This window comes from Streptomyces pacificus (assembly GCF_011766325.1).
Classification (GTDB): Bacteria; Actinomycetota; Actinomycetes; order Streptomycetales; family Streptomycetaceae; genus Streptomyces; species Streptomyces pacificus.
In genome coordinates, this window is record NZ_BLLG01000009.1 from 136,214 (window position 1) to 158,333 (window position 22,120).

The 22,120-nt window shown below is 73.0% G+C and carries 19 protein-coding genes and 1 tRNA gene; 9 read left to right on the forward strand and 11 right to left on the reverse strand.

Annotated features, from left to right (window positions below; translation table 11 throughout):
* Positions 1-613 precede the first annotated feature (613 nt).
* The 4 genes from SCWH03_RS16815 (at position 614) to SCWH03_RS16830 (ending at position 5,652) form a co-directional block, all read left to right on the forward strand.
* Complete coding sequence (locus SCWH03_RS16815) at positions 614-1,993, forward strand: NAD(P)/FAD-dependent oxidoreductase (RefSeq protein ID WP_173265068.1); 1,380 nt, start codon at positions 614-616, stop codon at positions 1,991-1,993.
* 200 nt (positions 1,994-2,193) lie between these two features.
* A complete protein-coding gene (locus SCWH03_RS16820) occupies positions 2,194-3,501 on the forward strand; it encodes a class I SAM-dependent methyltransferase (protein ID WP_173265069.1) in 1,308 nt (435 codons plus the stop codon).
* Positions 3,502-4,312: 811 nt separating this feature from the next.
* A tRNA-Leu gene (locus tag SCWH03_RS16825) sits at positions 4,313-4,394 on the forward strand.
* A gap of 370 nt (positions 4,395-4,764) precedes the next feature.
* Entirely contained in the window at positions 4,765-5,652 is an 888-nt protein-coding gene (locus SCWH03_RS16830) for a Bax inhibitor-1/YccA family protein (RefSeq protein ID WP_173265070.1), read from the forward strand.
* Positions 5,653-6,047: 395 nt separating this feature from the next.
* Here the strand turns inward: SCWH03_RS16830 and SCWH03_RS16835 are convergent, their stop codons facing one another.
* Positions 6,048-6,278, reverse strand: a complete 231-nt coding sequence (locus SCWH03_RS16835; RefSeq protein WP_173265071.1) for a DUF4287 domain-containing protein — start codon at positions 6,276-6,278, stop codon at positions 6,048-6,050.
* 99 nt (positions 6,279-6,377) lie between these two features.
* Here SCWH03_RS16835 and SCWH03_RS16840 point away from each other — a divergent pair, with 99 nt between their 5' ends.
* Positions 6,378-6,701 (forward strand): hypothetical protein, encoded by a 324-nt coding sequence (locus tag SCWH03_RS16840; RefSeq protein ID WP_173265072.1) that lies wholly within the window; start codon positions 6,378-6,380, stop codon positions 6,699-6,701.
* Positions 6,702-6,844: 143 nt separating this feature from the next.
* Here the strand turns inward: SCWH03_RS16840 and SCWH03_RS16845 are convergent, their stop codons facing one another.
* From SCWH03_RS16845 to SCWH03_RS16855, 3 genes are all read right to left on the reverse strand, one after another.
* A complete protein-coding gene (locus SCWH03_RS16845) occupies positions 6,845-7,705 on the reverse strand; it encodes a hypothetical protein (protein WP_173265073.1) in 861 nt (286 codons plus the stop codon).
* 525 nt (positions 7,706-8,230) lie between these two features.
* Positions 8,231-9,451 (reverse strand): acetyl-CoA C-acetyltransferase, encoded by a 1,221-nt coding sequence (locus SCWH03_RS16850; protein WP_173265160.1) that lies wholly within the window; start codon positions 9,449-9,451, stop codon positions 8,231-8,233.
* A gap of 313 nt (positions 9,452-9,764) precedes the next feature.
* Positions 9,765-10,772, reverse strand: coding sequence for an SGNH/GDSL hydrolase family protein (locus SCWH03_RS16855; RefSeq protein WP_173265161.1), 1,008 nt, complete (start codon positions 10,770-10,772; stop codon positions 9,765-9,767).
* A gap of 143 nt (positions 10,773-10,915) precedes the next feature.
* Between SCWH03_RS16855 and SCWH03_RS16860 the strand changes: the two genes are divergently transcribed.
* Complete coding sequence (locus tag SCWH03_RS16860; protein ID WP_173265074.1) at positions 10,916-12,301, forward strand: cystathionine beta-synthase; 1,386 nt, start codon at positions 10,916-10,918, stop codon at positions 12,299-12,301.
* Positions 12,302-12,954: 653 nt separating this feature from the next.
* On the opposite strand, the gene SCWH03_RS16865 is transcribed toward SCWH03_RS16860, so the two are convergent.
* Both SCWH03_RS16865 and SCWH03_RS16870 read right to left on the reverse strand, forming a co-directional pair.
* Positions 12,955-13,572: a DUF3291 domain-containing protein gene (locus SCWH03_RS16865; RefSeq protein WP_173265075.1), complete on the reverse strand. Its 618-nt coding sequence runs from the start codon at positions 13,570-13,572 to the stop codon at positions 12,955-12,957.
* A gap of 32 nt (positions 13,573-13,604) precedes the next feature.
* The gene (locus tag SCWH03_RS16870) at positions 13,605-14,243 is read right to left on the reverse strand and encodes a helix-turn-helix transcriptional regulator (protein ID WP_173265076.1); all 639 of its coding nucleotides are present in this window, start codon (positions 14,241-14,243) and stop codon (positions 13,605-13,607) included.
* Positions 14,244-14,583: 340 nt separating this feature from the next.
* On the opposite strand from SCWH03_RS16870, the gene SCWH03_RS16875 reads away from it, so the two are divergent.
* A complete protein-coding gene (locus SCWH03_RS16875) occupies positions 14,584-15,423 on the forward strand; it encodes a MurR/RpiR family transcriptional regulator (RefSeq protein WP_173265077.1) in 840 nt (279 codons plus the stop codon).
* 90 nt (positions 15,424-15,513) lie between these two features.
* Entirely contained in the window at positions 15,514-16,083 is a 570-nt protein-coding gene (locus SCWH03_RS16880) for a hypothetical protein (protein ID WP_173265078.1), read from the forward strand.
* A gap of 37 nt (positions 16,084-16,120) precedes the next feature.
* Here SCWH03_RS16880 and SCWH03_RS16885 read toward each other — a convergent pair whose 3' ends face one another.
* From SCWH03_RS16885 to SCWH03_RS16905, 5 genes are all read right to left on the reverse strand, one after another.
* Positions 16,121-16,495, reverse strand: coding sequence for a hypothetical protein (locus SCWH03_RS16885; RefSeq protein WP_173265079.1), 375 nt, complete (start codon positions 16,493-16,495; stop codon positions 16,121-16,123).
* Between the two features lie 236 nt (positions 16,496-16,731).
* Entirely contained in the window at positions 16,732-17,115 is a 384-nt protein-coding gene (locus SCWH03_RS16890) for a roadblock/LC7 domain-containing protein (RefSeq protein ID WP_017945812.1), read from the reverse strand.
* Between the two features lie 38 nt (positions 17,116-17,153).
* Positions 17,154-17,906, reverse strand: coding sequence for a transcriptional regulator (locus SCWH03_RS16895; protein WP_254076809.1), 753 nt, complete (start codon positions 17,904-17,906; stop codon positions 17,154-17,156).
* Positions 17,907-17,917: 11 nt separating this feature from the next.
* Complete coding sequence (locus SCWH03_RS16900; protein WP_173265081.1) at positions 17,918-18,328, reverse strand: hypothetical protein; 411 nt, start codon at positions 18,326-18,328, stop codon at positions 17,918-17,920.
* Between the two features lie 365 nt (positions 18,329-18,693).
* A complete protein-coding gene (locus SCWH03_RS16905; protein WP_173265082.1) occupies positions 18,694-20,085 on the reverse strand; it encodes a type III PLP-dependent enzyme domain-containing protein in 1,392 nt (463 codons plus the stop codon).
* A 265-nt stretch (positions 20,086-20,350) separates the two neighbouring features.
* On the opposite strand from SCWH03_RS16905, the gene hutU reads away from it, so the two are divergent.
* Entirely contained in the window at positions 20,351-22,015 is a 1,665-nt protein-coding gene (gene hutU, locus SCWH03_RS16910) for a urocanate hydratase (protein WP_173265083.1), read from the forward strand.
* Positions 22,016-22,120: the final 105 nt, after the last annotated feature.

Here is a 22,120-nt window from a genome sequence, read left to right on the forward strand (position 1 = left end):
GTGCCGCTGCCGGACGGGGCGTCACAGGCCGCGCGGTAGGCATCCCGCCGGACGATCGCCCTTCCGGGCCGGGGAGGGGGCCGGGGCGGGCCTCCGCGTGGACGGCGGCGGCAGAGCCCGGGGCGTCGCGGCGGGCGGTGGGGCTGCCGCGGGCCGCGACGCCCCGGCCCGCGAGGACGGGAAGTGCACCGGCGCCGATCCGATGCGCGACCGGGTGGCTGCCGCCCCGGAGCCGGGGGTGTTTTCCGGCCGCCGGGGCGCCGTCCGCAGGAAACTTCGTGAAGTTCTTCACAAGGAAAAGGGTCCGGGTGGCCGTCGAAAGTGCCCCCGGAGGCCCTACCGGGCCTGTTTTTATGCCCAACTCCACTCGTTCCACCGTGCTCCGGCAGGTGGCCACAGCGCGGTGTGCACGGGGGGAACGGGCTGCTGCTCGCCTTCCGGGGGGAGCGTGGGGCCAGCTCAGCGGGCCGTGCCGGCGTCCTCCGCCGGGACGGCGTTCCCGCGGGGTGGCATGGCCTCGCTCACGTGGGCGGCGGAGTGTAGCAGAGGGTCCCGCCATCCTTGTGAAGGGGCTCACGAGCCCCCCCTCCGAGGGGGGTGGATACTCGATGGCATGAGCACCACGGAGCGTCCCAGGATCCTCGTCGTAGGCGGTGGGTACGTAGGCCTGTACGCAGCTCGTCGCATTCTGAAGAAGATGCGGTACGGGGAGGCGACCGTCACGGTCGTCGACCCGCGGTCGTACATGACGTACCAGCCCTTCCTCCCCGAAGCAGCCGCCGGCAGCATCTCGCCCCGGCACGTCGTCGTGCCGCTGCGGCGCGTGCTGCCCAAGGCCGAGGTCCTCACCGGCCGGGTCACCACCATCGACCAGGACCGCAAGGTGGCCACAATCGCGCCGCTCGTCGGCGAGGCGTACGAGCTCCCCTTCGACTACCTGGTCGTCGCGCTCGGCGCGGTGTCCCGTACCTTCCCGATCCCCGGCCTCGCCGAGCAGGGCATCGGCATGAAGGGCATCGAGGAGGCCATCGGCCTGCGCAACCACGTCCTGGAGCAGCTGGACAAGGCCGACTCCACCACCGACGAGGAGGTCCGCCGCAAGGCTCTGACCTTCGTCTTCGTCGGCGGCGGCTTCGCCGGCGCCGAGACGGTGGGCGAGATCGAGGACCTGGCCAGGGACGCGGTGGGGTACTACAAGACCATCAAGCGCGAGGACATGCGCTTCGTCCTGGTCGACGCCGCCGACAAGATCCTCCCCGAGGTCGGGCCCAAGCTCGGCACCTACGGCAGGGAGCACCTCGAGTCCCGGGGTATCGAGATCTACCTCAACACCTCGATGGACTCCTGCGTGGACGGCCGTGTGGTGCTGAAGAACGGCCTGGAGGTCGACTCCGACACCGTCGTCTGGACCGCGGGCGTCAAGCCGAACCCGGCCCTGGCCCGCTTCGGTCTGCCGCTGGGCCCGCGCGGCCACGTCGACACCCGGCCGACGCTCCAGGTGCAGGGCACCGACTACATCTGGGCGGCGGGCGACAACGCCCAGGTCCCGGACCTCGCCGCCCGCAAGGCCGGCGCCGAGAACGCCTGGTGCCCGCCGAACGCCCAGCACGCGCTGCGCCAGGCGAAGGTCCTCGGCGACAACGTGATCTCCGGTATGCGGGGCTTCCCGCAGAAGGAGTACAGCCACGCCAACAAGGGCGCGGTCGCCGGTCTCGGCCTGCACAAGGGCGTTGCGATGATCGTCATGGGCAAGGTCAAGATCAAGCTCAAGGGCCGGCTGGCCTGGTACATGCACCGCAGCTACCACGGCCTGGCGATGCCGACCTGGAACCGCAAGATCCGGGTCTTCGCCGACTGGACCCTCGCGATGTTCCTCAAGCGCGAGGTCGTCTCGCTCGGTGCGATCGAGTCGCCGCGCGAGGAGTTCTACGAGGCGGCCAGGCCCGCCCCGGCGGCAGCCCGTCCCGCCCCGGAGAAGGCCAAGGCCTCCTGACCCCACCCCCGCAGTACCCCGAAGGGGCCGTCCGCCATCCGTGGTGCGGACGGCCCCTTCGGCGTACTTTGGGCACGCCGTGTACGGGGAAGTTGTCTGTTTTGCCGTCCATTTGCCCACGGGGGGACTGCGTCCGCGCGCCGCCGGCGTTCACGTGGTGTTGGGCATTTCCGTCAAACAGCGTCACGGAGGTGTGCGCCATGGCCGATGCCGCTTCGCGGCTGACCGCTCTCGCCGAGGAACTGCTGGGGGAACCACCCCCGATCCGCATCCGGGCCTGGGACGGGAGCGAGTCCGGTCCCGCCGACGGCCCCGTCCTCGTCATCCGCCACCGGCGAGCCCTGCGCAGGCTGCTGTGGAAGCCGGGCGAACTGGGCCTGGCCCGCGGCTGGGTGGCCGGCGAGATCGACGTCGAGGGCGACCTGTACGAGGCCCTGGGGAGGCTGGCGGGGATGATCTGGGAGCGCTCCGAACCCGGCCCCGGGCTGCGCGCGCTTCGCGATCCGCGGTTCCGCTCGGCCGTCAGGGCGCTGGCCGCCCTCGCCGGGCCCCGCTGCTGGCTGCCGGTGCCGCCGCCCCCCGAGGAGATCGCCGGACGCCGCGGCCCGCTGCACACCAGGGCGCGCGACCGGCGGGCGGTCAGCCACCACTACGACGTCGGCAACGCCTTCTACGAGCAGGTGCTCGGGCCCTCGATGGTCTACTCCTGCGCCTACTGGCAAGACGGCGGCTCCCTGGCGGACGCCCAGCGAGACAAGCTCGACCTGGTCTGCCGCAAGCTCGCCCTGCGCGAGGGCGACCGACTGCTGGACGTCGGCTGCGGCTGGGGCTCGATGGCACTGCACGCGGCCCGGGAGTACGGCGCCCGGGTCACCGGGGTCACCCTGTCGAGGGAGCAGGCCGCGTACGCCCGCAAGCGCATCGCCGAGGAGGGGCTGACCGACCGCATCGAGATCCGGGTCCAGGACTACCGGGACGTCAAGGACGGCCCGTACGACGCGATTTCGTCCATCGGCATGGCCGAGCACGTCGGGTCCGTCCGCTACCGGGAGTACGCCGATGTGCTCCACGGGCTGCTGAGGCCCGGGGGGAGGCTGCTCAACCACCAGATCGCGCGCCGTCCCGAGCAGGACGAAGCGGCCTACCACGTGGACGACTTCATCGACGCCTACGTCTTCCCCGACGGGGAGCTGGCGCCGCTCGGCAGGACCCTGTCCCTCCTGGAGGAGGCCGGCTTCGAGGCCCGCGACGTCGAGTCGCTGCGCGAGCACTACGCCCTCACGCTGCGCGCCTGGGTGGCGAACCTGGAGTCCGACCGGGAGCGGGCGGTACGGCACTCCTCGCCGGGCCGTGCCCGGATCTGGCGCCTCTACATGGCCGCGTCGGCCGTGTCCTTCGAGCGCAACAGGATCGGGGTCAACCAGATCCTCGCGGTGAGGTGCCGGGACGGCGGCGGCTCGGGCCTGCCGCTCAGGGCCCGCGCCTGGACCGAGACCGGGGCGGGCTGACCTCCCGGAGGAGGGCGCGGTGAGCCGGCCCCTCGGCACCTTCCCGGGCCGGGGCCCGCGCCTTCCCTGAACGGGGCGGGGCGGCCTCCCGGACCGGGGCCCGCGCCTTCCCTGAACGGGGCGGGGCGGCCTCCCGGGCCGGGACCCGCAGGCACCCGGGCCGGGACCCTTCGCGGGGCCCGGCCCGGGCAGCCGTCATGCGTCCTCGGTACGGCTACTCGGTCTTGATCGCGGTGAGCATGTTCAGCCGCGCGGCGCTGCGGGCCGGCCACATCGCGGCGAGCAGGCCCACCAGTGCCGCGAGCACCAGGAAGAGGCCGATGCGGTCACCGCGTACCGGCCCTTGGCGGCGCTGTCCGCGTCCAGGGCGATCTGGCCGTCCCCCGCGGGGCCGCTGCCGTCTGTGAAGGTGTCGGCGGTGAAGGTGTCGGCGGGGCCGGGGCCCTCGCCGGATCGTCCGTCCCGGTGCCCGTTCCCGGGACCCCCTCCGGTCTGACGGGGCGGCAGCCCGTCCTCCTTTGGTATGACGGTGGCTCCCGGGGCGGCTGCGGGGCGGGCCCGCCCCGCCGGAGCGCCGCGCGACGGATCCCCAGGTGTGCAGGGGCGGCGACTTTCCGTCATTCCCACGGGTTGCGGCGGGTGCGCGGGGAGCCCGCCTCGGCAGGTGCAAACGGCCCGCCCGGGTGGTCTGACTACCCCTCAGTCATCAATAAAATAAGACAACTTAGGCACGTTGTTCCGCTGTTGGGGTGAGCCGTGCGGATAGGGTCGTGTGCGAACGCAGAGCCGCGTACGCAGGACCGCGCAACCAGCCCGGATGGTGGAATGCAGACACGGCGAGCTTAAACCTCGCTGGCCTTCGGGCCGTGCCGGTTCGAGTCCGGCTCCGGGCACGTTCATGCGTCCGCGGCGCGAGTGACACCCGTTGAACTCCTGAACGCTTGCCCGTACCCGCGTGGCCGTCTCCGACGCCGGCCGGGCACCCGCGGCCCGGCACCCCGTATCCCTGCCCGGCCCGCGGTCGTATACACGCGGGACCTCACTCCCGGCCGTCTTGCGGTACCGCCGCCGGAGTGAACCGAGCCGACCCGGGAATGAGTGACCCGGTTCACCGGCTGTAGTGTCGGGACAGAGTGCACGGCGGGTGCGGGGCCACAGGTCAGTCACGATCGAGGAAAGATCCTCCTTCAGCACTAGGCTGAGGTCTTTGCCCCCGCATTACTCTTGTGCGAAGGCCGCGCAGGGCGGCCATGGAGGAGTGAGATGAGGAGCAGCAACCCGGTCTTCTCGCGACGGGGGTTCAGCCGCGACAACGGCTACGCGGGCTTCAACACCGCGCCGCAGGCCGGGGGCCCCGCAGTCGGCGGCAGTCCGTACGCCCAGGGCGCGGGCAACCCGTACGCCACCAACCCCTACGCGCCGGCGGACGCCCAGGTCGGTGCGCCGCCGCAGGCGCCCGCCCCGGCCAACGTGATGACGATGGACGACGTCGTGGCGCGCACCGCCATGACGCTCGGCACCGTCGTGCTCACCGCGGTCCTGTCGTGGGTGCTCCTGCCCGTCGACCAGGCCAACATCGGCATGTCGTACGGCATCGCCATCGGCGCCGCACTGGTGGCCATGGTGCTGGCGCTCGTCCAGTCCTTCAAGCGCAAGCCGTCGCCCGCGCTGATCCTCGCCTACGCGGCGTTCGAGGGCGTCTTCCTCGGAGTGATCTCCAGCACGGTGTCCACGTACATCGCCGACGGTGTGGTCGCCCAGGCGGTGCTCGGCACCATGGCGGTCTTCGGCGGTGTGCTGTTCGCCTACAAGATGCGCTGGATCCGCGTCACCCGCCGCTTCTACGGCTTTGTGATGGCCGCCGCGATGGGCTTCGTGCTGCTGATGGCGGTCAACATGCTGTTCGCCGTCTTCGCCGGCGGTGACGGCCTGGGCTTCCGCAGCGGTGGTCTCGGCATCCTCTTCGGTGTCATCGGCATCATCCTCGGTGCCTGCTTCCTCGCCCTGGACTTCAAGCAGGTCGAGGACGGCATCAACTACGGCGCCCCCCGCGAGGAGTCCTGGCTGGCCGCCTTCGGCCTCACCCTGACCCTGGTGTGGATCTACCTGGAGATGCTGCGCCTGCTGTCGATCCTGCAGGGCGACGACTGACGCACGGGCGGCCCGCACGGCCGCCCGGCGAACCGACGAGGGCCCGCTCCGGCATCCGCCGGGCGGGCCCGTCGTCCATCCTCGATCAGGCCGGGCCGGGGCGGGTGGTGGAGGCGGGCCTGCGGGTCGTGGAGGCGGGCCTGCTCCGGCATCCGCCCGGCGGGAGGGATACTCGCCACCCCCGCTCGTGCCGCGTCAGACGACGTGCGGCCCGTCGCGGCTCGCGCCCCCTCACGGCGCGCGGCAGGGCGGCTCGCGGCGTTGCCTGCTCCACCGGGCAGGCCCGCGGCGAGGCCGATCGCGCCTCGCGACGCACCGTGCCGGACACCGCGCCGCTCCCCGGCGGGCCGGCCCTGTCTGACGGGCCGGTCCTGTCTGACGCGGCACCAGTCACCTCAGAGCAGCTTGCGGGCCGCCCTCCTCAGGTCGTACTCGTGGATGATCGCCTTCGCATGGCCATACGCGAGATCGTGTTCGCTCCGGAGCCAGCTGACCTTCTCCTCGAAGCGGAACAGGGACGGTCCTTCTTCGACGGTCCGCAGCCAGTCGGCGATGTCACGACCGGTGCAGTGAGGGATGCGGGAGAGCAGGTTGCGATGGGTCTCTTCGGAGAAGACGTGGGACATCGGTGCCTCCGGACGCATTGCGCGTGTGGTCCTTCACGTCACCGTGCCTCAGCGTTCGCGTATTGGCAACAGTCCCGTACCGGCGCATAGGGTCGCGTCGTGCGTGATACGACACCTCTGACAGCAGCCGTGGAACGATTCGCCGACCGGCTGCGGGCCGCCCCGCAGAGCCGGCTCCAGCGCGGTGCGGCGGCCGAAGGGCTGGCACTGGCCAGGGAGTTGGCGGTGCGCGCCCAGCGCATCGAGGCGCCCGGGCGGCAGCCGTGGACCATGCCCGACGCGGGGGTCTTCGCAGTCGCGGACCAATTGGTGGTCGCGGGGACGGATTTGGCCGAAGCCCTGCGCACGGGGGCGGCCCCCCGGGGGGAACTGGACGAGGCCGTGGCCCTGGTCGAGGCGGCGGCGCGGCGGGCGCGGCTCTGATCTGAGGGCGCGCCCGGGGCTGCCGGGGCCGGGTCGCGGGCCGGGTCGCGGGGCGGGGAGGCAAGCGGTGCGGGGGGCAGGGAGCCGGGGTGCGGGCAGGGATGGTCCGCAGGCCCGGAGGGCGGGGGCTCCGCGGGACCGGGTCAGAGCGAGGCGATGACGCGGTCGGCGAGGACGTAGACGTTCTCCCCGGCGCCGCAGGAGAACGTCAGCGAGTAGGCGCCGGAGACGCCCGAGCCGCCGAGCAGGACAGGCGTCCGCCCGGCGTGCAGCGCCTCCCCGAGCCGCTCCGCGGTCTCGCGGTGCCCCGGGGTCATGCAGAGGGTCGTGCCGTCGGCGAACACATACACGTCCAGGGTGCCCAGCGGGCCCGGCCGTACGTCGGTGAGGGCGGTCCCGGTGTCCGCCAGTTCCTCGAGCCGTGCCACGGTTCGCTCGTGGTCGGTCACGACAGGCGTGTGCACCGGTACGAAGTCGGGGTGCGAGGGGTGCCGCCGGCGGGCCGCGGCGAGTTCGGGGGAGTCCTCCGCGAACTCCGCCGGCTGCTCGGCCGGCTCCGGCGGCTCCTCGAGGTCCTCCACCCCTTCCAGGTCCAGTGCCTCCAGACCGGCGAAGTCGGCCTGCCGGGGCAGGAAGATCGGCCCGTCCTCCCCGGCGTCCGCCGGTCCGCCGAGCATCGCCGGCGGGGACTCGCCGGCGAAGTGCGGCGCGTCGGCCGCCTCGCGGGCTTCCTGCGCGGCCCAGAAGGCCCGCGCCTCGGCCAGCTCGCGCTCGCGCTCCTCGGCCAGCGCCTCGGCGACGGCCGCGCGTATCTCGGCGGCGGGGGCCGTGCGGGCATGCGGTACGGAGCCGAAGGGGCCGCTCTCCTGGCGGCTCGCGGCGGCCAGTTCCGCACGCAGGGCGGTGACCTGCCTGCGCAGTCCGAGAGTGGTGTGCAGGGCAGCGGCGCCCACAGCCGTGGCGGCGGCGGTGGTCAGCAGCAGGGCGAGGGACAAGGCGCTCACTGACGTACTCCCGGTTCTGAGGACTTCCCCGACTTACTACATCAGCTTGTCGTGGGCCCACATCTGGTGTCAGTGCAATACATCACGAACGTCACGAAAGAGACAGAGGGCCGGGCCGGATGTCCTCTCGCCGGGTGCGTGTGACCTGGGTAAACGCACACCACTGGGAGACAGGTCACATCCTGGGGGCGATTGGGTCACGGCTGGGAGACGGCGGGGTTGGGGGAGCGGTCGCGGAGGGACGGGGAGCGGTTCGCCATCCGCTGCCGTGAACCGGGCGCGGTGGGTGCGCCGGGCGCGCGTGCGGGTGCGGGTGCGGGTTGCGGATGGGGGTGCGGGTTGTGGGTGCGGGGTGCGGGCGCGCCCCGGCCTGCCCGCCGTACCGCACAGCGGTACGGGTCCGCCGCGATACGGGTCCCCGGGCCGCGTTCCCCGTGCGCATCGGCGGGGTGTCGCGCACGCGCGACACCCCGCCGGACCGGCACCCTCCCGCGCCCCGGCGCCCCGGGCGGGGTGCCGTTCGCGTCAGCTGAGGCGCTCGATGACCATCGCCATTCCCTGGCCGCCGCCCACGCACATGGTCTCCAGACCGAACTGCTTGTCGTGGAACCGGAGCGAGTTGATCAGCGTGCCGGTGATGCGCGCGCCGGTCATGCCGAAGGGGTGGCCGACCGCGATCGCTCCGCCGTTGACGTTCAGCTTCTCCAGCGGGATGCCCAGGTCCCGGTAGGAGGGGACGACCTGCGCCGCGAACGCCTCGTTGATCTCGACCAGGTCGATGTCGTCCATGGTGAGCCCGGCCCGCCGCAGCGCCTGCCTGCTCGCCTCGACCGGGCCGTATCCCATGATCTCGGGGGAGAGGCCGGAGACCCCGGTGGAGACGATCCGGGCCAGCGGGGTCAGGCCCAGCTCACGCGCCTTGGTGTCCGACATGATCACCAGCGCGGCCGCGCCGTCGTTGAGCGGGCAGCAGTTGCCCGCGGTGACCAGGCCGTCCGGGCGGAACACCGGCTTCAGGCCCTGCACGCCCTCCAGCGTGACGCCCGCGCGCGGGCCGTCGTCCTTGGCGACCACGGTGCCGTCCGGCAGTGTCACGGGCGTGATCTCGCGCTCCCAGAAGCCGTTCTTGATCGCTTCCTCGGCGAGGTTCTGGGAGCGCACGCCGAACTCGTCCATCTCCTGGCGGGTGACGCCCTTGAGGCGGGCCAGGTTCTCCGCGGTCTGGCCCATCGCGATATACGCGTCCGGGACCAGGCCGTCCTCGCGCGGGTCGTGCCAGTTCGCGCCCTCGCTGGCGGCGACGGCCGCGGTCCGGGCCTCCGCCTCGGCGAAGAGCGGGTTGTGGGTGTCGGGGAGGCCGTCGGACGTGCCCTTCAGTGAGCGGGAGACCATCTCGACGCCCGCCGATATGAAGACGTCGCCCTCACCGGCCTTGATGGCGTGCAGCGCCATCCGGGAGGTCTGCAGCGAGGACGAGCAGTAGCGGGTGACGGTGCAGCCGGGGAGGTGGTCCATCCCCATCTGCACGGCCACGATCCGGCCGAGGTTGTGGCCCTGCTCACCGCCGGGCAGGCCGCAGCCGAGCATCAGGTCGTCGATGTCCGCGGGGTCCAGCTCGGGGACCTTGGCCAGTGCGGCCTGGACGATGGTCGCGGTCAGGTCGTCCGGCCGCAGCTCCTTCAGCGAGCCCTTGAAGGCCCGTCCGATGGGCGAGCGGGCGGCAGAGACGATCACGGCTTCGGGCATCACGGCTCCAGTGGGGTGCTCGGGGGCGACAGTCTGGAAGTTACCCCTACGTATCACGCGGGTCACGGTACGGACCGTGTGATGCGGACCTCTTTTCTAAGCGCTCGCTTATGGGCGGACTCGCGGCGGCCGGTCCGGCACATGGGCGGCCACGGCGGTCCATGCCGCGCCGCGCCGCGCCGTGCCATGCCGTGCCGGGGGCGGCGAGGTCCGGCCGCCCGGTTCAGGGGCCGGGTTGCCGGGCCGGCGGGGGCTCCGGCCGCGCGAGCTGGGCTCCGGCGCGAGTGCCGGCGCCTGTGCGGGCGGCGCGTGTTCACTCCGCCGCCCGCTCGCGCGCCTCCGCGGCCCTGGGCTCCGCGGGCGCCGGCTCCGCCGGGACCGGCAGGCGGCGGCGCCGGCGGTGCTTGAGCAGGGCCCACGGGGCACGGGCGCCGGTGACCTCGGTACCGGCCTCGCTCGCCGCCTCCGCCGCCGCCTTGGCGACCGGCAGCATGCCCTCGTGGCGGTCGGCGTCCAGCCGGTCCGTCTCCGGCCACAGGCCCAGCACCGCGCACAGCGTCGGCAGCACCGCCATCGCCGCCGTGGCGTACCCCTCCGCCGAGGGGTGGTAGTTGTCGGGTCCGAACAACTCGCGGGGGTTCGCTGCGAACTCCGGCCCCAGCAGGTCCCCCAGCGACACCGTACGGCCGCCCTGCTCCACCGCGCCGATCGTCTGCGCGGCCGCGAGCTGCCGGGAGACCCGTCGGGCGAGCCACCGCAGCGGCTGGTAGACGGGTTCGATGGTGCCGAGGTCCGGGCAGGTGCCCACCACCACCTCCGCTCCGGCCGTCCGCAGCCGGCGGACCGCTTCGGACAGGTACCGCACCGACCGCGTCGGGGGCATGCGGTGCGTCACGTCGTTCGCCCCGATCATGATCACGCAGACGTCCGGGACCCGTGCAGGATCCCGCAGCGCGAGGCCCACCTGCCGTTCGAGGTCGTCGGAGCGCGCGCCCGGCAGGGCCACGTTGAACAGCCGAACCGGGCGCTCCGCCACGGCCGCGAGCCCCGAGGCCAGCAGTGCCCCCGGCGTCTGCCCCGCCCGGCGCACCCCCTGCCCGGCGGCCGTCGAGTCGCCGAGCAGGACCAGCCGCAGCGGATCGGACAGCCCGAAGGCCGTGCCGTAGACACCGTCCGCCCCGGGCGGTGCGGGGGCCGTACCGCCCCCCACCGATCTCTTCGCCAACTGCACCTCGGCCAGCAGAAGAGTCACCGCGGCGGCTCCGAGCAGACCGATTCCGCCGCCGCCGTAAGCCGCGCCCGCCGCGATGCGCCGCGCCACCCTCGCCCTCGACACAGTCCCAGCCACCTCCTCGTAGCCGTGCAGCCCTCCAAGAGCTCACTGCCCCGCAACGGCCGCCGCCCAATCTCGCGCCGAATGCGCATACGCTGACGGAACCACTATGGAGATCCCGGAGACTTACGGTGCGATTCCACGACTCGATGATCAGTCTGGTTGGCAATACCCCGCTGCTGAAGCTGAACAGCGTGACCGCGGGCATTCAGGCGACGGTTCTCGCCAAGGTCGAGTACTTCAACCCCGGCGGGTCGGTGAAGGACCGCATCGCCCTGCGCATGATCGAGGCCGCCGAGCAGAGCGGGGAGCTCCGGCCGGGCGGCACGATCGTCGAGCCGACGAGCGGGAACACCGGCGTCGGGCTGGCCATCGTGGCCCAGCAGAAGGGCTACAAGTGCATCTTCGTCTGCCCTGACAAGGTGTCCACCGACAAGATCAACGTCCTGCGCGCCTACGGCGCCGAGGTCGTCGTCTGCCCGACGGCGGTCGACCCGGAGCACCCGGACTCGTACTACAACGTCTCGGACCGGCTGGTGCGCGAGACGCCGGGTGCCTGGAAGCCGGACCAGTACTCCAACCCCAACAACCCGCGTTCGCACTACGAGACGACCGGTCCCGAACTGTGGGAACAGACTGAGGGGAAAATCACCCATTTCGTGGCCGGCATCGGCACCGGCGGCACCATCTCCGGCACCGGCAACTATCTGAAGGAGATCAGCGGGGGCGCGGTGCGCGTGGTCGGCGCGGACCCCGAAGGCTCCGTCTACTCCGGCGGTTCCGGCCGGCCGTACCTGGTGGAGGGGGTCGGTGAGGACTTCTGGCCCACCGCCTACGACCCCGAGGTCACGGACGAGATCATCGCCGTCTCCGACAAGGACTCGTTCCAGATGACGCGCCGCCTCGCCAAGGAGGAGGGACTCCTGGTCGGCGGGTCCTGCGGCATGGCGGTCGTCGCCGCGCTGCGGGTGGCCGAGGGCCTCGGGCCGGACGACGTGGTGGTGGTGCTGCTCCCCGACAGCGGACGCGGCTATCTGTCGAAGATCTTCAACGACGAGTGGATGAACGACTACGGCTTCCTCGAGCAGGCGGGCGACCAGCCGCGGGTCGGCGACGTGCTGAAGCACAAGGAGGGCCCCCTGCCGTCCCTCGTGCACATGCACCCCGAGGAGACCGTGGGCCAGGCCGTCGAGGTGCTCCGCGAGTACGGCGTCTCCCAGATGCCGATCGTGAAGCCGGGCGCCGGGCACCCGGACGTCATGGCCGCCGAGGTCATCGGCTCCGTGGTGGAGCGGGAGCTGCTGGACGCGCTGTTCACGCAGCGCGCCTCGCTGAACGACCCGTTGGAGAAGCACATGAGCGAGCCGCTGCCCCAGGTCGGTTCGGGGGAGCCGGTCGGTGACCTGATGTCCGTGCTCGGTTCCGCCGACGCGGCGATCGTGCTGGTCGAGGGCAAGCCGACCGGTGTCGTCAGCCGCCAGGACCTGCTGTCCTTCCTGGCGCGGACCGGGAAGTAGGCGCACCGGGCCGGGAGCGCGGCGGTCCCCGCGCCGAGCGGTACCGGAGGTGCCGGGAGGCGTGGGGCTGCACCGCGGTGGGCACGGGTGGGCGGTGCCCAGGGGCGAAGCGCCCAAGGGCCTCGAAGGGGCGCACAGGGGACCCGGAGGGGGCGTGAAGGGGACCCGAGGGGGCGTGAAGGTTCTCGAAAGGGGCGAGCCGGGGATGCGCGGGGACCGCCGCACCCCCGTGACCGGGGGGCGGGACGACGGCGGTCCCCGCGGGGGACGCGTTCCGGTTCGGGAACCGGCCCCGCGTCCGGGCGTCCAGGGAGGTCCGGGAGCCGCTCCGGAGGTCCTTGGCGCCGACGCACCCCAATCTGCCGGACGCGTGTTAAGCGAGTGCTGCGCCGACGTGTCGCGCCCGTACCACTTGTGCGAACCTCCGGGCACGGTACGCCTGGTGGCGCCGGCGCAGGCCCGCGTGCGGGCCCGGTGTCTCCGGGCGGTGTCTCCGGGCCCGCCGCGGCGGGCCCGGTGGGGGCCGCGGGCTCCCGGGCCGGACGCGTGCCCGCCGCGCCGCAGCGGACCGCTGACCGTCCCGGCCGCACCGGGTCCCTCCCGCGCGGGTGTGCACGGTCCCGGGGGCGCCGGGTCGGCTCTCACAGCTCAGGTCAATTCAGGTGCGGGGTCGGCGCGGCGCCGCACGTAGTCGACGGGTTCCCGCTCCGCGTCGTCGGGAGCGGGGCGCGAGATGATGTGCCGGCGGCGCGGAACGCGGCGACGGCCTCTTCGGCGTCGGTGCTGACGTGGCAGCCGTCGCGCTGCTGCGCCGCCCCGTTCGGTGCCGGGTACGGGTCGCGGAAGGTGAACGCCTGCGGACCGGGGCCGTGTTCGCGCAGCATCGCGACCCGCTCCATCGCCTCAGCGACGGTAGGACGGTGGCCGGCCGGGATCCACCACATGGCCTGGTGTGCCTCCGCCATCCGGCGAAACCACTCCCGGCGGCGGCTCAGCACGCGCAGGTGACCGCTGTGGTACGTGAAGTTCCGCAAGGCCTCGACCGACTCCCAGACCGAGCAGTTGAAGAGCAGCAGGTCGTCGTTCCCATCGGGGCGGATGCCGGTCGCGTCCACGCCACCGCCGTCGACCATGCGCCAGACGAAACCTGGGCTCCGGTCGGCAAGCGCGTTGATTTCCGGCTGCTGGGCGACGAAGTCGGCCAACTCGGGGCTGTCCATTGGGGCGACGATGCGGCCGATGTTGACCTGCGCCAGGTGAGACTCAGTCATGGAGCACAGCATGGCCTGACCCAGCTCTATGGTCAATCATTTTTATTTTTAGAAAGTGCCACGCAGCAGCCGCCGGGGCACGGATCCATCGCCGGTGACCACTGCTCGGGCGCAAGGCCCTCGACGAGCGCCAGGTTCATCCCGCAGATCAGGGCGGGGAACTCAGCCGCCAGCGCGTGGAAGGGGCAGTTGCGCAGCCGCAGCGTCCCCCCGTCCCAGAAGGGCTCGTAGCCGCGCGCCCGCAGCGCCGCCACCACATCATCGGCACGCGCATCCGGCTGTGCCGCGCCCGCCGCCCTCGCCGCGGCCTGAAGCTCCCGGTCCAACCCGGCGTTCTCCAGCACCTCCGCCAGCAGCCGACCGGCGGCCTCGTACGACCGCGGCGGCACGGAGACGGCGTGCTCACCCTCGGCACGCCGGTACAGCTTCGCCGGCCGCCCCGCCCCGGGACCGGTGCGCCCGGACAGCCGCCGGAAGGACACGGCCAGCAATCCGGCCTCGACCAGCTTGTCCAGATGGAAGGCGGCCAGCGACCGGGAGACCCTGGCCGCTTCCGCGGCCGCGTCGCGGCCCACCTCCTTTGGGGCGGCGGCAACGTATCGGTAGAGCCGACGGCGCACGGGGTCGCTCAGTACCCCCAGCACGTCGAACGCGGAGTCTTCGTCAGTCATACGCCGACTCTATGACCAATGAAGGCTGAGAAACACGTCCGGCCGCACACGGCACCCACTGCAGACGCTGTCGGGTGCCACCCGGGAGCAGAGACTGCCCACCACGCGGACCGACCTACCGCCGCCCCGCTTCGTCGGACCGCACGCGGCGCCGCTTGCCCGGTCTGCATATGGTCATGCAGAGTTAAGGGTGACTGAATAGCCGGTGGGCCGGAACTCTCGGCGGCCTCCGTCTCCGTTCCGCCTCCCGGCGCCGTGCTCCCGCGGTACTGCCCCGGGCGCCACGGGGAGGGTCGGGCACACCTCCGGCACGCCGGGTGAGAGGAACCAGGGGACGGACATGAACGACACCAGCCCTGCCGCACGGCTTCAGCAGCTCTTCGAAGGCCACCGGCTCACCCCCACCCAGCGCCGCATCGCCCACTGCATGGTGCGCAGGGCCACCGACGTGCCGTTCCTGTCCAGTGTCGAACTGGCCGAGCTCGCCGGCGTCAGCCAGCCCTCCGTCACCCGCTTCGCCGTCGCGCTCGGCTTCGACGGCTACCCGGCGCTGCGCAGGCACCTGCGTGAGGTGGTTCCCGCCGAACCGGCGGGGGACGGGCGTGAGTTCACCGAGTACCAGCAGGCCGTGCACGCGGAGATCGAGAACCTGCGGCAGCTCGCCGAACTGCTCGCCGATCCGGCCCCGGTGGAACGCGCCGCCCGGCTGCTCGCCGCCTCCCGCCCGCTGCCAGTCCTCGGCCTGCGCGCCGCTTCCGCGCAGGCCAGGGGCTTCTCCTACTTCGCGGCCAAGGTCCACCCGGATGTCCGGCTGCTCGACGAGGGCGGCTCGATGCTGGCCGACCGCATCGACGCCGCACGCCGGGCGGGCGCCACCGCGCTGCTCTGCTTCGCCCTGCCCCGCCACCCCAGGGAGGTCGTGGAGGCGCTCGCGTACGCGCGGGAGGCCGGGCTGACCGTGGTCACGGTCGCGGACTCGGCGTTCGCGCCCGTCGCCGCCCACAGCGATGTGCTGATCCCCGCAGCCGTCGGCACGGGCCTCGCCTTCGACACCGCGTGCGCACCGATGCTGCTGGGCCGGATGCTGCTGGAGGCGATGTGCGACGGCCTGCCGGACGCGCAGGCGCGGCTGGAGGAGTTCGACGTCCGGGCCGCGGAGCGCGGACTCTTCGCGGACTGACGAGCCGCGGAACGGGGCTCCCCGCCCGGACGCAGGGCGGTGGAAGGGAGCGGTGCAGTGGGTCGGGGCGGAGGTCGCGTACTGGCGCGCGTGGCGGTGGCCGTACGGGCCGGGGCGGTCCCGATGCTGTGGCTCGGCGGGCTCGGCGGGCTCGGCGGGCTCGGCGGGCTCGGCGGGCTCGCCGCGGTCGTCGGGCCGGCACCGGAGGGGCTCACCGGCCGCGCGATCGGACTGTACGGCGGTGCCGCGCTGTTCCTGATGACGGCAGCGGTCGTGGCGACCGTCCGCACCGGCCGGTACCGGGAGCTGGAGCGCGGGGCCACCCGGGCCGCCCGGGGCGACATGCTCCAGGACCGGGCCGTGACCGTACGCAACTGGCGCCGCGCGCACCGCTGGTGGCTGCTCGCCGGGTTCGCGGCGGCGGTCGGCAGTGCCTTCGCCGTACCGGCGGCCGGCGGGCTGCTGCTCGCGGGTGCCGGTGCCGGGATCTGGCTCAAGGCGCGTGCCCTGGGGCGGCGGGAGAGCGCGGCCGGGAAGCTGCTGTGGGTGCGCACCGACCGGGTCGAGCGCGGCCGGCCCACCGGGCCGCGGGTCATGTGCTACCGCACCACCGGCCCCGCCGCCGGCGACGCAGCCCCGGGCGGGGCCAGGCGGCGCTGAACGGTCGGCGGGGCGCCGGTGGGGCGCGGGCGGGACGTCAGACCTCCAACTCGGCCTCGATCTTGCGCAGCTGATGGCGGGCCATCGCCAGATTGGCGCGCTTGTTGTCCAGCGCGAGGTACAGGAACAGCCCGTTGCCACCGCGTGCCTTGAGCAGCCGGATCAGGTGGTACTGCCCGCCCAGGGTGATGAGGATGTCCTCGATCTCGTCCTGGAGGCCCAGCATCTCCATCGCGCGCAGCTTGGCCCGCACCACGTCGGTGTTGCCCGCGGCCGCGACGTTCAGGTCGAGGTGCTTGCCGCCGCCGATGGTGCCCAGGGCCATACCGCTGGTGTAGTCGACGAGGGCGACGCCGACCGCGCCCTCGATCATGGCCATCGCTTCCTTGAGGGCAGTCTCGGTGTTCGCCATGGTCTCTCCTTGTTGTGGAACTGCTCGGTTGTGGTGGTGCGTTCGCCCGTCGGGGGCGGGAGGCCGCCGGCCCTCGCGCCAGGGGGCGCCCCGCCGGCGCCCGGCCGGAGGGTCCGGTTGGGTGCCGGCGGGTCGGGTCGGCCGCCGTCGGGTCGGCGGGGCCGGCCGGGTCGGCGGGTCTGGTCGGCTCGGCGGGGGATACGGGTGGGCGGCTCGGGCCGGCGGGTCTGGTCGGTTCAGGGGCGTTCGAGTGCTCCGTCCACGAGTTCGCCGATGCGCGCCCCGGCCTTGCGGGCCTCGAGGTGCAACCGGCCGACGTTGACCCGGGGCTCGGCGGTCACGGTGATCACGGCGGCTGTGCCCGCCGCGTACGTCGCCACATAGCCGCTCTCGCCGCGCACGAGCAGTTCGCGGAAGCGGCCCTGACCGGTCGCCTCGGTCAGCCGCACGGCCACCCCGAGCGCGGCGGCGGTCAGCGCGGCGACGGTCTCCGCCTCGGCCTCCGGGGTGTCCCTGGCCAGCACGAGGCCGTCCACGCTCGCCGCGAGGGCACCGGTGAGCTGCGGTAGCCGGGTCCTCAACCGGTGCAGTTCGTCGAGGACTCCGGTGCTCGCGGTCATCAGCTGTCTCCTCTCGGCGCGCTGCCTCATCGCGCGCATCACAGCGTTGCCTCCAGGGCGTCACGGAGCCGGCGGAGCAGGGCGACGTCCGGATCGGCGGACATCGCCATCAGGCGGGCGACATCGGATGGCGGGGTGGGCGCGGCGGCTGCCGCCGGTCGCGGCGTCTCCACAAGGCCGGCCGCAGCCAGCCGGCGTACATCGATGAGGGTGTGGAACGCGGGTCGGCCCAGCGCGCGTGCGATGTCGGCGGGCGTGCGCACCCCATCGGCGAGATCGAGCACGGCGCGCTGCCGTGGGGCGGCGGTCCGCGGGCGGGCGGATCGCGGGGAGGGCACCACCGGCGCGGTGTCCGTCTCCGGATGCGCCCAGAGACGGTCCAGCAGGGCCCGGCGCCGCAGGGTCTCGCGCTCGACCGCCTCGGCGGCCACCGGCCTTACCGGGCCTATCCAGTGGGCCGCGCCGTAGCGGAAGCGGGTGGGGCCGCTGCTCGGGGCGAGGGCGAAGAACGCCGCGTCGAAGAGCGCCCCCAGATGGCAGATCTCCAGTTCGCCGCCGGACACCAGGCCGCTGTCGACCAGGTACCGGCCGACCGCGCCGTCCGCCCCGGCCTCGCGGATGGCCTGCGTCCAGCCGTCGGGGCGCAGCCGTCCGGTGGCGGAGAGCATGACGTCTATGCCCGGCGCGACGGGGCTCTCGGCGTGCACGACCTGGCCCTCGACGAGGTACAGCGTCCCCCGGTCCCGTAAGAGGGCCCCGGTGGCCCGTTCGGAGGCGAGCCGCAGCAGCATCGGTGAGACGCTCACTCCAGTACCAGCCGCTCCGTCAGGTCGCGCATCCTGAGCCGGGCGAGGGCGAGATTGCCGTCCGTGCGGTCGAGCCAGAGGTGGAGCAGTACGCTGCTGTCGAAGCTCGTTTCGACGAAGCGCAGAACGTGGTAGCACGTGCGGGTGGTGACGACGAGGTCCTCCACCGGAGGGTTCTTGCCGTGGTCCGTCTCCGGGCCGCCGGCGGTGCCCAGCGGGGCGAAGGTAGGATGCTCCGCCACCATGCGCGCGAGTTCCGCAGTCTCGGCCGCCGCCGTCTCGTGGTCGTCGCCGGCGGCGTCGCCGACGGTGCCGAGGGCGAGTCCGCTGGTCCAGTCGACGAGGGCGGCGCCGCGCACGCCGGGCAGCCGCATGGCGTGCAGTAGACACTCGTCGATTCCGGGCACGCGGAAACCCCCCCAGCACATGTACGTACGGCTCGGACGTATGTCCGTAGCCGTAAGGTTACGCAACGGAGTACCGGCAGGTCGAACTTCTGGCATTTTCCATCGGAACATGCGTGGGTTCCGCTAGGGTCCGCCCGCCTGCTCCGGCCCGCCTGCTCCGGCCCGCCTGCTCCGGCCCGCCTGCTCCGGCCCGCCTGCTCCGGCCCGCCTGCTCCGGCCCGCCTGCTCCGGCCCGCCTGCTCCGGCCCGTGTGCCGCTCGCGTGCTGCCCGGCCCGTCAGCGCCCTCCGCGGGGCTGGACGCCGCTCGACGGCGACACTTGTGCTGGTCATCCTCCATGGGCCACCGGGGGGCGACAGCGGCCCGTTACAGCAGCGCGTCCGGCCGGTCCCCGCCCGACTCGGCCACGATCTCCGCGACCGTCTGAGGGGCCCGCACGGTCGTGAAGCGCACGCCGCCGGCATCCGCCAGAAAGCCGTGCACGCCGGGCCGGGCAAGGCTGTTGTAGGCGTAGTGGCTGCTGAAGTAGTAAGCGCCGGTGTCCAGCGCGGCGACCGTGTCGCCGGGCTCGAGCAGGGGCAGCTCCCGCGCCTCTGCCAGCAGGTCGCCCGCGAAGCAGGCGGGCCCCGCGATGTCCTGCACCACGGCGGCACCCGTCTTGGGGGCGCCCTTGGCGTCGTACGCGGCGATCCGCAGCGGCCATGAGGCGGGGTCGTAGACGGTGCGGGTGGCGACCTGGACCCCTGCGTGGGTGAGGGCGATGGGCCGGGCGCCGGCGGTCTTGGTGTACTCGACACGGGCGAGGACCGTGCCGTGCTTGGCGAGCAGCGACCGGCCGAACTCGGTGACCAGCCCGTAGCGGCCGTCGAACAGCCCGGGGACCGCGTCCCGCAGTGTCCGCGCGTAGTCGGCGAAGGTGGGGTCCTCCTCGTCGGAGGCGAAGTTGACCGGCAGCCCGCCGCCGATGTCGACGGTGTCGATCTGCTGCCGGCCGGCGGCCGCGTTGATCTCCTCGGCCAGTTCGTACACCGCCAGCACGCCCTGCGCCATGAGTTCAAGGCCCAGCCCCTGCGAGCCGGAGTGGGTGTGCAGCCGGGTCAGCCAGGGCCGGTCGAGGCAGGCGCGCACCACGCGCTCGCGGGCCCCCTCGTCACACAGGGCGACGCCGAACTTCGAGGTCGCGGTCGCCGTGGACAGTGCACCGATCGCGCCGGCGCCGATCTGCGCGTTGATGCGCAACCCGAGCCGCGAGCCCCCGGAGCCGGGTCCGAGGCCGGGTCCGAGGCCGGAGCCGGCCGCGGAAGCGGTGCGGGTGCCGGTACCGGTGCCGGTACCCGCACCGGTCAGGGTGTCGATGCGGTCGAGTTCCTGGAGGCTGTCGGCGTTGACGGCGATCCCCAGGCGCAGCGCCTCGGTCAGCTCGGCCCGGGTCTTTGCGGGGGAGTCCAGCACGATCCGCTCCGGCCGCACACCGGCGGCCAGCGCCAGCGCCGACTCGCCCGGGCTGGCGACCTCCGCGCCGATGCCCTCGGAGTCCAGGAGCCGCAGCACCGGCACCAGCGGCGCGGCCTTCACGGCGAAGGCGTGCAGCACGGGGGCGCCGGTGACCTCCTCGAAGGCGATCCGGAGCGCGGCGGCCGAGGCACGGATGCCGGCGATGTCGATAAGCGCGACGACGGGGTCGGTCTCGGTGAGCAGGCCCTGCTCCACGGCTGCTCGTACGGCCCGGTCGCGACGGTCTGAAGCCAGATGAGCCATGGGTTCCAGTCAACCATTCGCACTCGTTCGCGCCCACCGCGCCCACCGCGCCCGGTCGCCGATGGCTCGCCGTGTTCACCTCCGGTCGGTGCGGGTGGGCAGCCCCCTGCCCTGCCCGGCAGCGGGACGGCCCCGGTCCGGGCTGCCGCGACGCCGGGGAGGTCGCACACACACGGGGGGACCCGGCGCCCCCGCACTGTTGACTGAAATTATTCAGGGCATCAGGATGTGAATAGGAAAGTCAACGTCGCGAGGAGGCATCGGCATGTCAGGACCCCGCCCCGTACGGGCACCGCACGGCACGGAACTGAGCGCCCTCGGGTGGCAGCAGGAAGCCGCTCTGCGCATGCTCCAGAACAACCTCGACCCGGAGGTCGCCGAGCACCCCGACAAGCTCGTCGTGTACGGCGGCACGGGCAAGGCCGCCCGCGACTGGCGCTCGTTCGACGCGATGGTCCGCACGCTCCGGACGCTGAAGCAGGACGAGACCATGCTCGTCCAGTCCGGCCGCCCGGTCGGCGTGATGCAGACCCACGAGTGGGCGCCCCGTGTGCTCATCGCCAACTCCAACCTCGTCGGCGACTGGGCGAACTGGGAGGAGTTCCGGCGTCTGGAGGCCCTCGGGCTCACCATGTACGGGCAGATGACCGCGGGCTCCTGGATCTACATCGGCACCCAGGGCATCCTCCAGGGCACCTACGAGACCTTCGCCGCCGTTGCGGCCAAGAAGTTCGGCGGCACACTGGCCGGGACGATCACACTGACCGCCGGGCTCGGCGGGATGGGCGGCGCCCAGCCGCTCGCCGTCACCATGAACGACGGCGTCGCCCTCTGCATCGACTGCGACCCCCGGGCCATCGAACGCCGCATCGAGCACCGCTACCTCGACGTGAAGGCCGACAGTCTCGAGCACGCCCTCCAGCTGGCCGCCGAGGCCCGCGACGCCCGCCGCCCGCTGTCCGTCGGCGTGCTCGGCAACGCGGCCGAACTCGTGCCGCAGCTGCTCGCCATGAACGCGCCGATCGACATCGTCACCGACCAGACCTCCGCACACGACCCGCTGGCCTACCTGCCCACCGGGGTCGACTTCGGCGACATGGCCTCGTACGCGGCGAAGGACCCGGCCGGGTTCACCACCCGCGCCCGCGAGTCCATGGCCCGGCACGTCGAGGCCATGGTGGGGTTCCTGGACGCCGGCGCCGAGGTCTTCGACTACGGCAACTCGATCCGCGGCGAGGCGCAGCTGGCCGGATACGACCGGGCGTTCGCCTTCCCCGGCTTCGTCCCCGCCTACATCCGGCCCCTCTTCTGCGAGGGCAGGGGCCCGTTCCGCTGGGCCGCGCTCTCCGGCGACCCGGCCGACATCGCCCGTACCGACAAGGCGATCCTGGAACTCTTCCCCGAGAACGAGTCCCTGGCCCGCTGGATCAGGATGGCGGGCGAGCGCGTCCACTTCCAGGGCCTTCCGGCCCGCATCTGCTGGCTCGGCTACGGCGAGCGGGACCGGGCGGGCGAGCGCTTCAACGACATGGTCGCCGGGGGTGAGCTGCGGGCCCCGCTGGCCATCGGGCGCGACCACCTCGACTGCGGCTCGGTGGCCTCCCCGTACCGTGAGACCGAGGCGATGCTCGACGGCTCGGACGCCATCGCCGACTGGCCGCTGCTGAACGCCATGGTCAACGTCGCCTCCGGCGCCTCCTGGGTGTCGATCCACCACGGCGGCGGCGTCGGCATGGGGCGTTCCCTCCACGCCGGCCAGGTCACCGTCGCGGACGGCACCCGACTCGGCGCCGAGAAGATCCGCCGGGTGCTGACGAACGACCCCGGGATGGGCGTCATCCGGCACGTCGACGCGGGCTACGAGATCGCGGAGTCCGTCTCCGAGGCGAAGGGCGTGCGCGTCCCGATGCGTGAGGGCGACTCCCGGTGAGCGCGCACGGCTCGATGAGCGCCGACGAACCGGTGAGCGCCGAAGAACCGGTGAGCCCCCGCACGGCGATGGGCGCCCAGCGCCGGGTGAGCGCGCGCGAACCGC

What these genes read in the sequence shown, in the direction of transcription:
- SCWH03_RS16905 (WP_173265082.1), bottom strand. Translation starts at nt 20,085, where the DNA reads ATGGCTCATCTGGCTTCAGACCGTCGCGACCGGGCCGTACGAGCAGCC.
- SCWH03_RS16890 (WP_017945812.1), bottom strand. Translation starts at nt 17,115, where the DNA reads ATGACCGCGAGCACCGGAGTCCTCGACGAACTGCACCGGTTGAGGACC.
- SCWH03_RS16895 (WP_254076809.1), bottom strand. Translation starts at nt 17,906, where the DNA reads ATGCTGCTGCGGCTCGCCTCCGAACGGGCCACCGGGGCCCTCTTACGG.
- SCWH03_RS16865 (WP_173265075.1), bottom strand. Translation starts at nt 13,572, where the DNA reads ATGACTGAGTCTCACCTGGCGCAGGTCAACATCGGCCGCATCGTCGCC.
- SCWH03_RS16830 (WP_173265070.1), top strand. Translation starts at nt 4,765, where the DNA reads ATGAGGAGCAGCAACCCGGTCTTCTCGCGACGGGGGTTCAGCCGCGAC.
- SCWH03_RS16885 (WP_173265079.1), bottom strand. Translation starts at nt 16,495, where the DNA reads ATGGCGAACACCGAGACTGCCCTCAAGGAAGCGATGGCCATGATCGAG.
- hutU (WP_173265083.1), top strand. Translation starts at nt 20,351, where the DNA reads ATGTCAGGACCCCGCCCCGTACGGGCACCGCACGGCACGGAACTGAGC.
- SCWH03_RS16850 (WP_173265160.1), bottom strand. Translation starts at nt 9,451, where the DNA reads ATGCCCGAAGCCGTGATCGTCTCTGCCGCCCGCTCGCCCATCGGACGG.
- SCWH03_RS16820 (WP_173265069.1), top strand. Translation starts at nt 2,194, where the DNA reads ATGGCCGATGCCGCTTCGCGGCTGACCGCTCTCGCCGAGGAACTGCTG.
- SCWH03_RS16835 (WP_173265071.1), bottom strand. Translation starts at nt 6,278, where the DNA reads ATGTCCCACGTCTTCTCCGAAGAGACCCATCGCAACCTGCTCTCCCGC.
- SCWH03_RS16870 (WP_173265076.1), bottom strand. Translation starts at nt 14,243, where the DNA reads ATGACTGACGAAGACTCCGCGTTCGACGTGCTGGGGGTACTGAGCGAC.
- SCWH03_RS16815 (WP_173265068.1), top strand. Translation starts at nt 614, where the DNA reads ATGAGCACCACGGAGCGTCCCAGGATCCTCGTCGTAGGCGGTGGGTAC.
- SCWH03_RS16875 (WP_173265077.1), top strand. Translation starts at nt 14,584, where the DNA reads ATGAACGACACCAGCCCTGCCGCACGGCTTCAGCAGCTCTTCGAAGGC.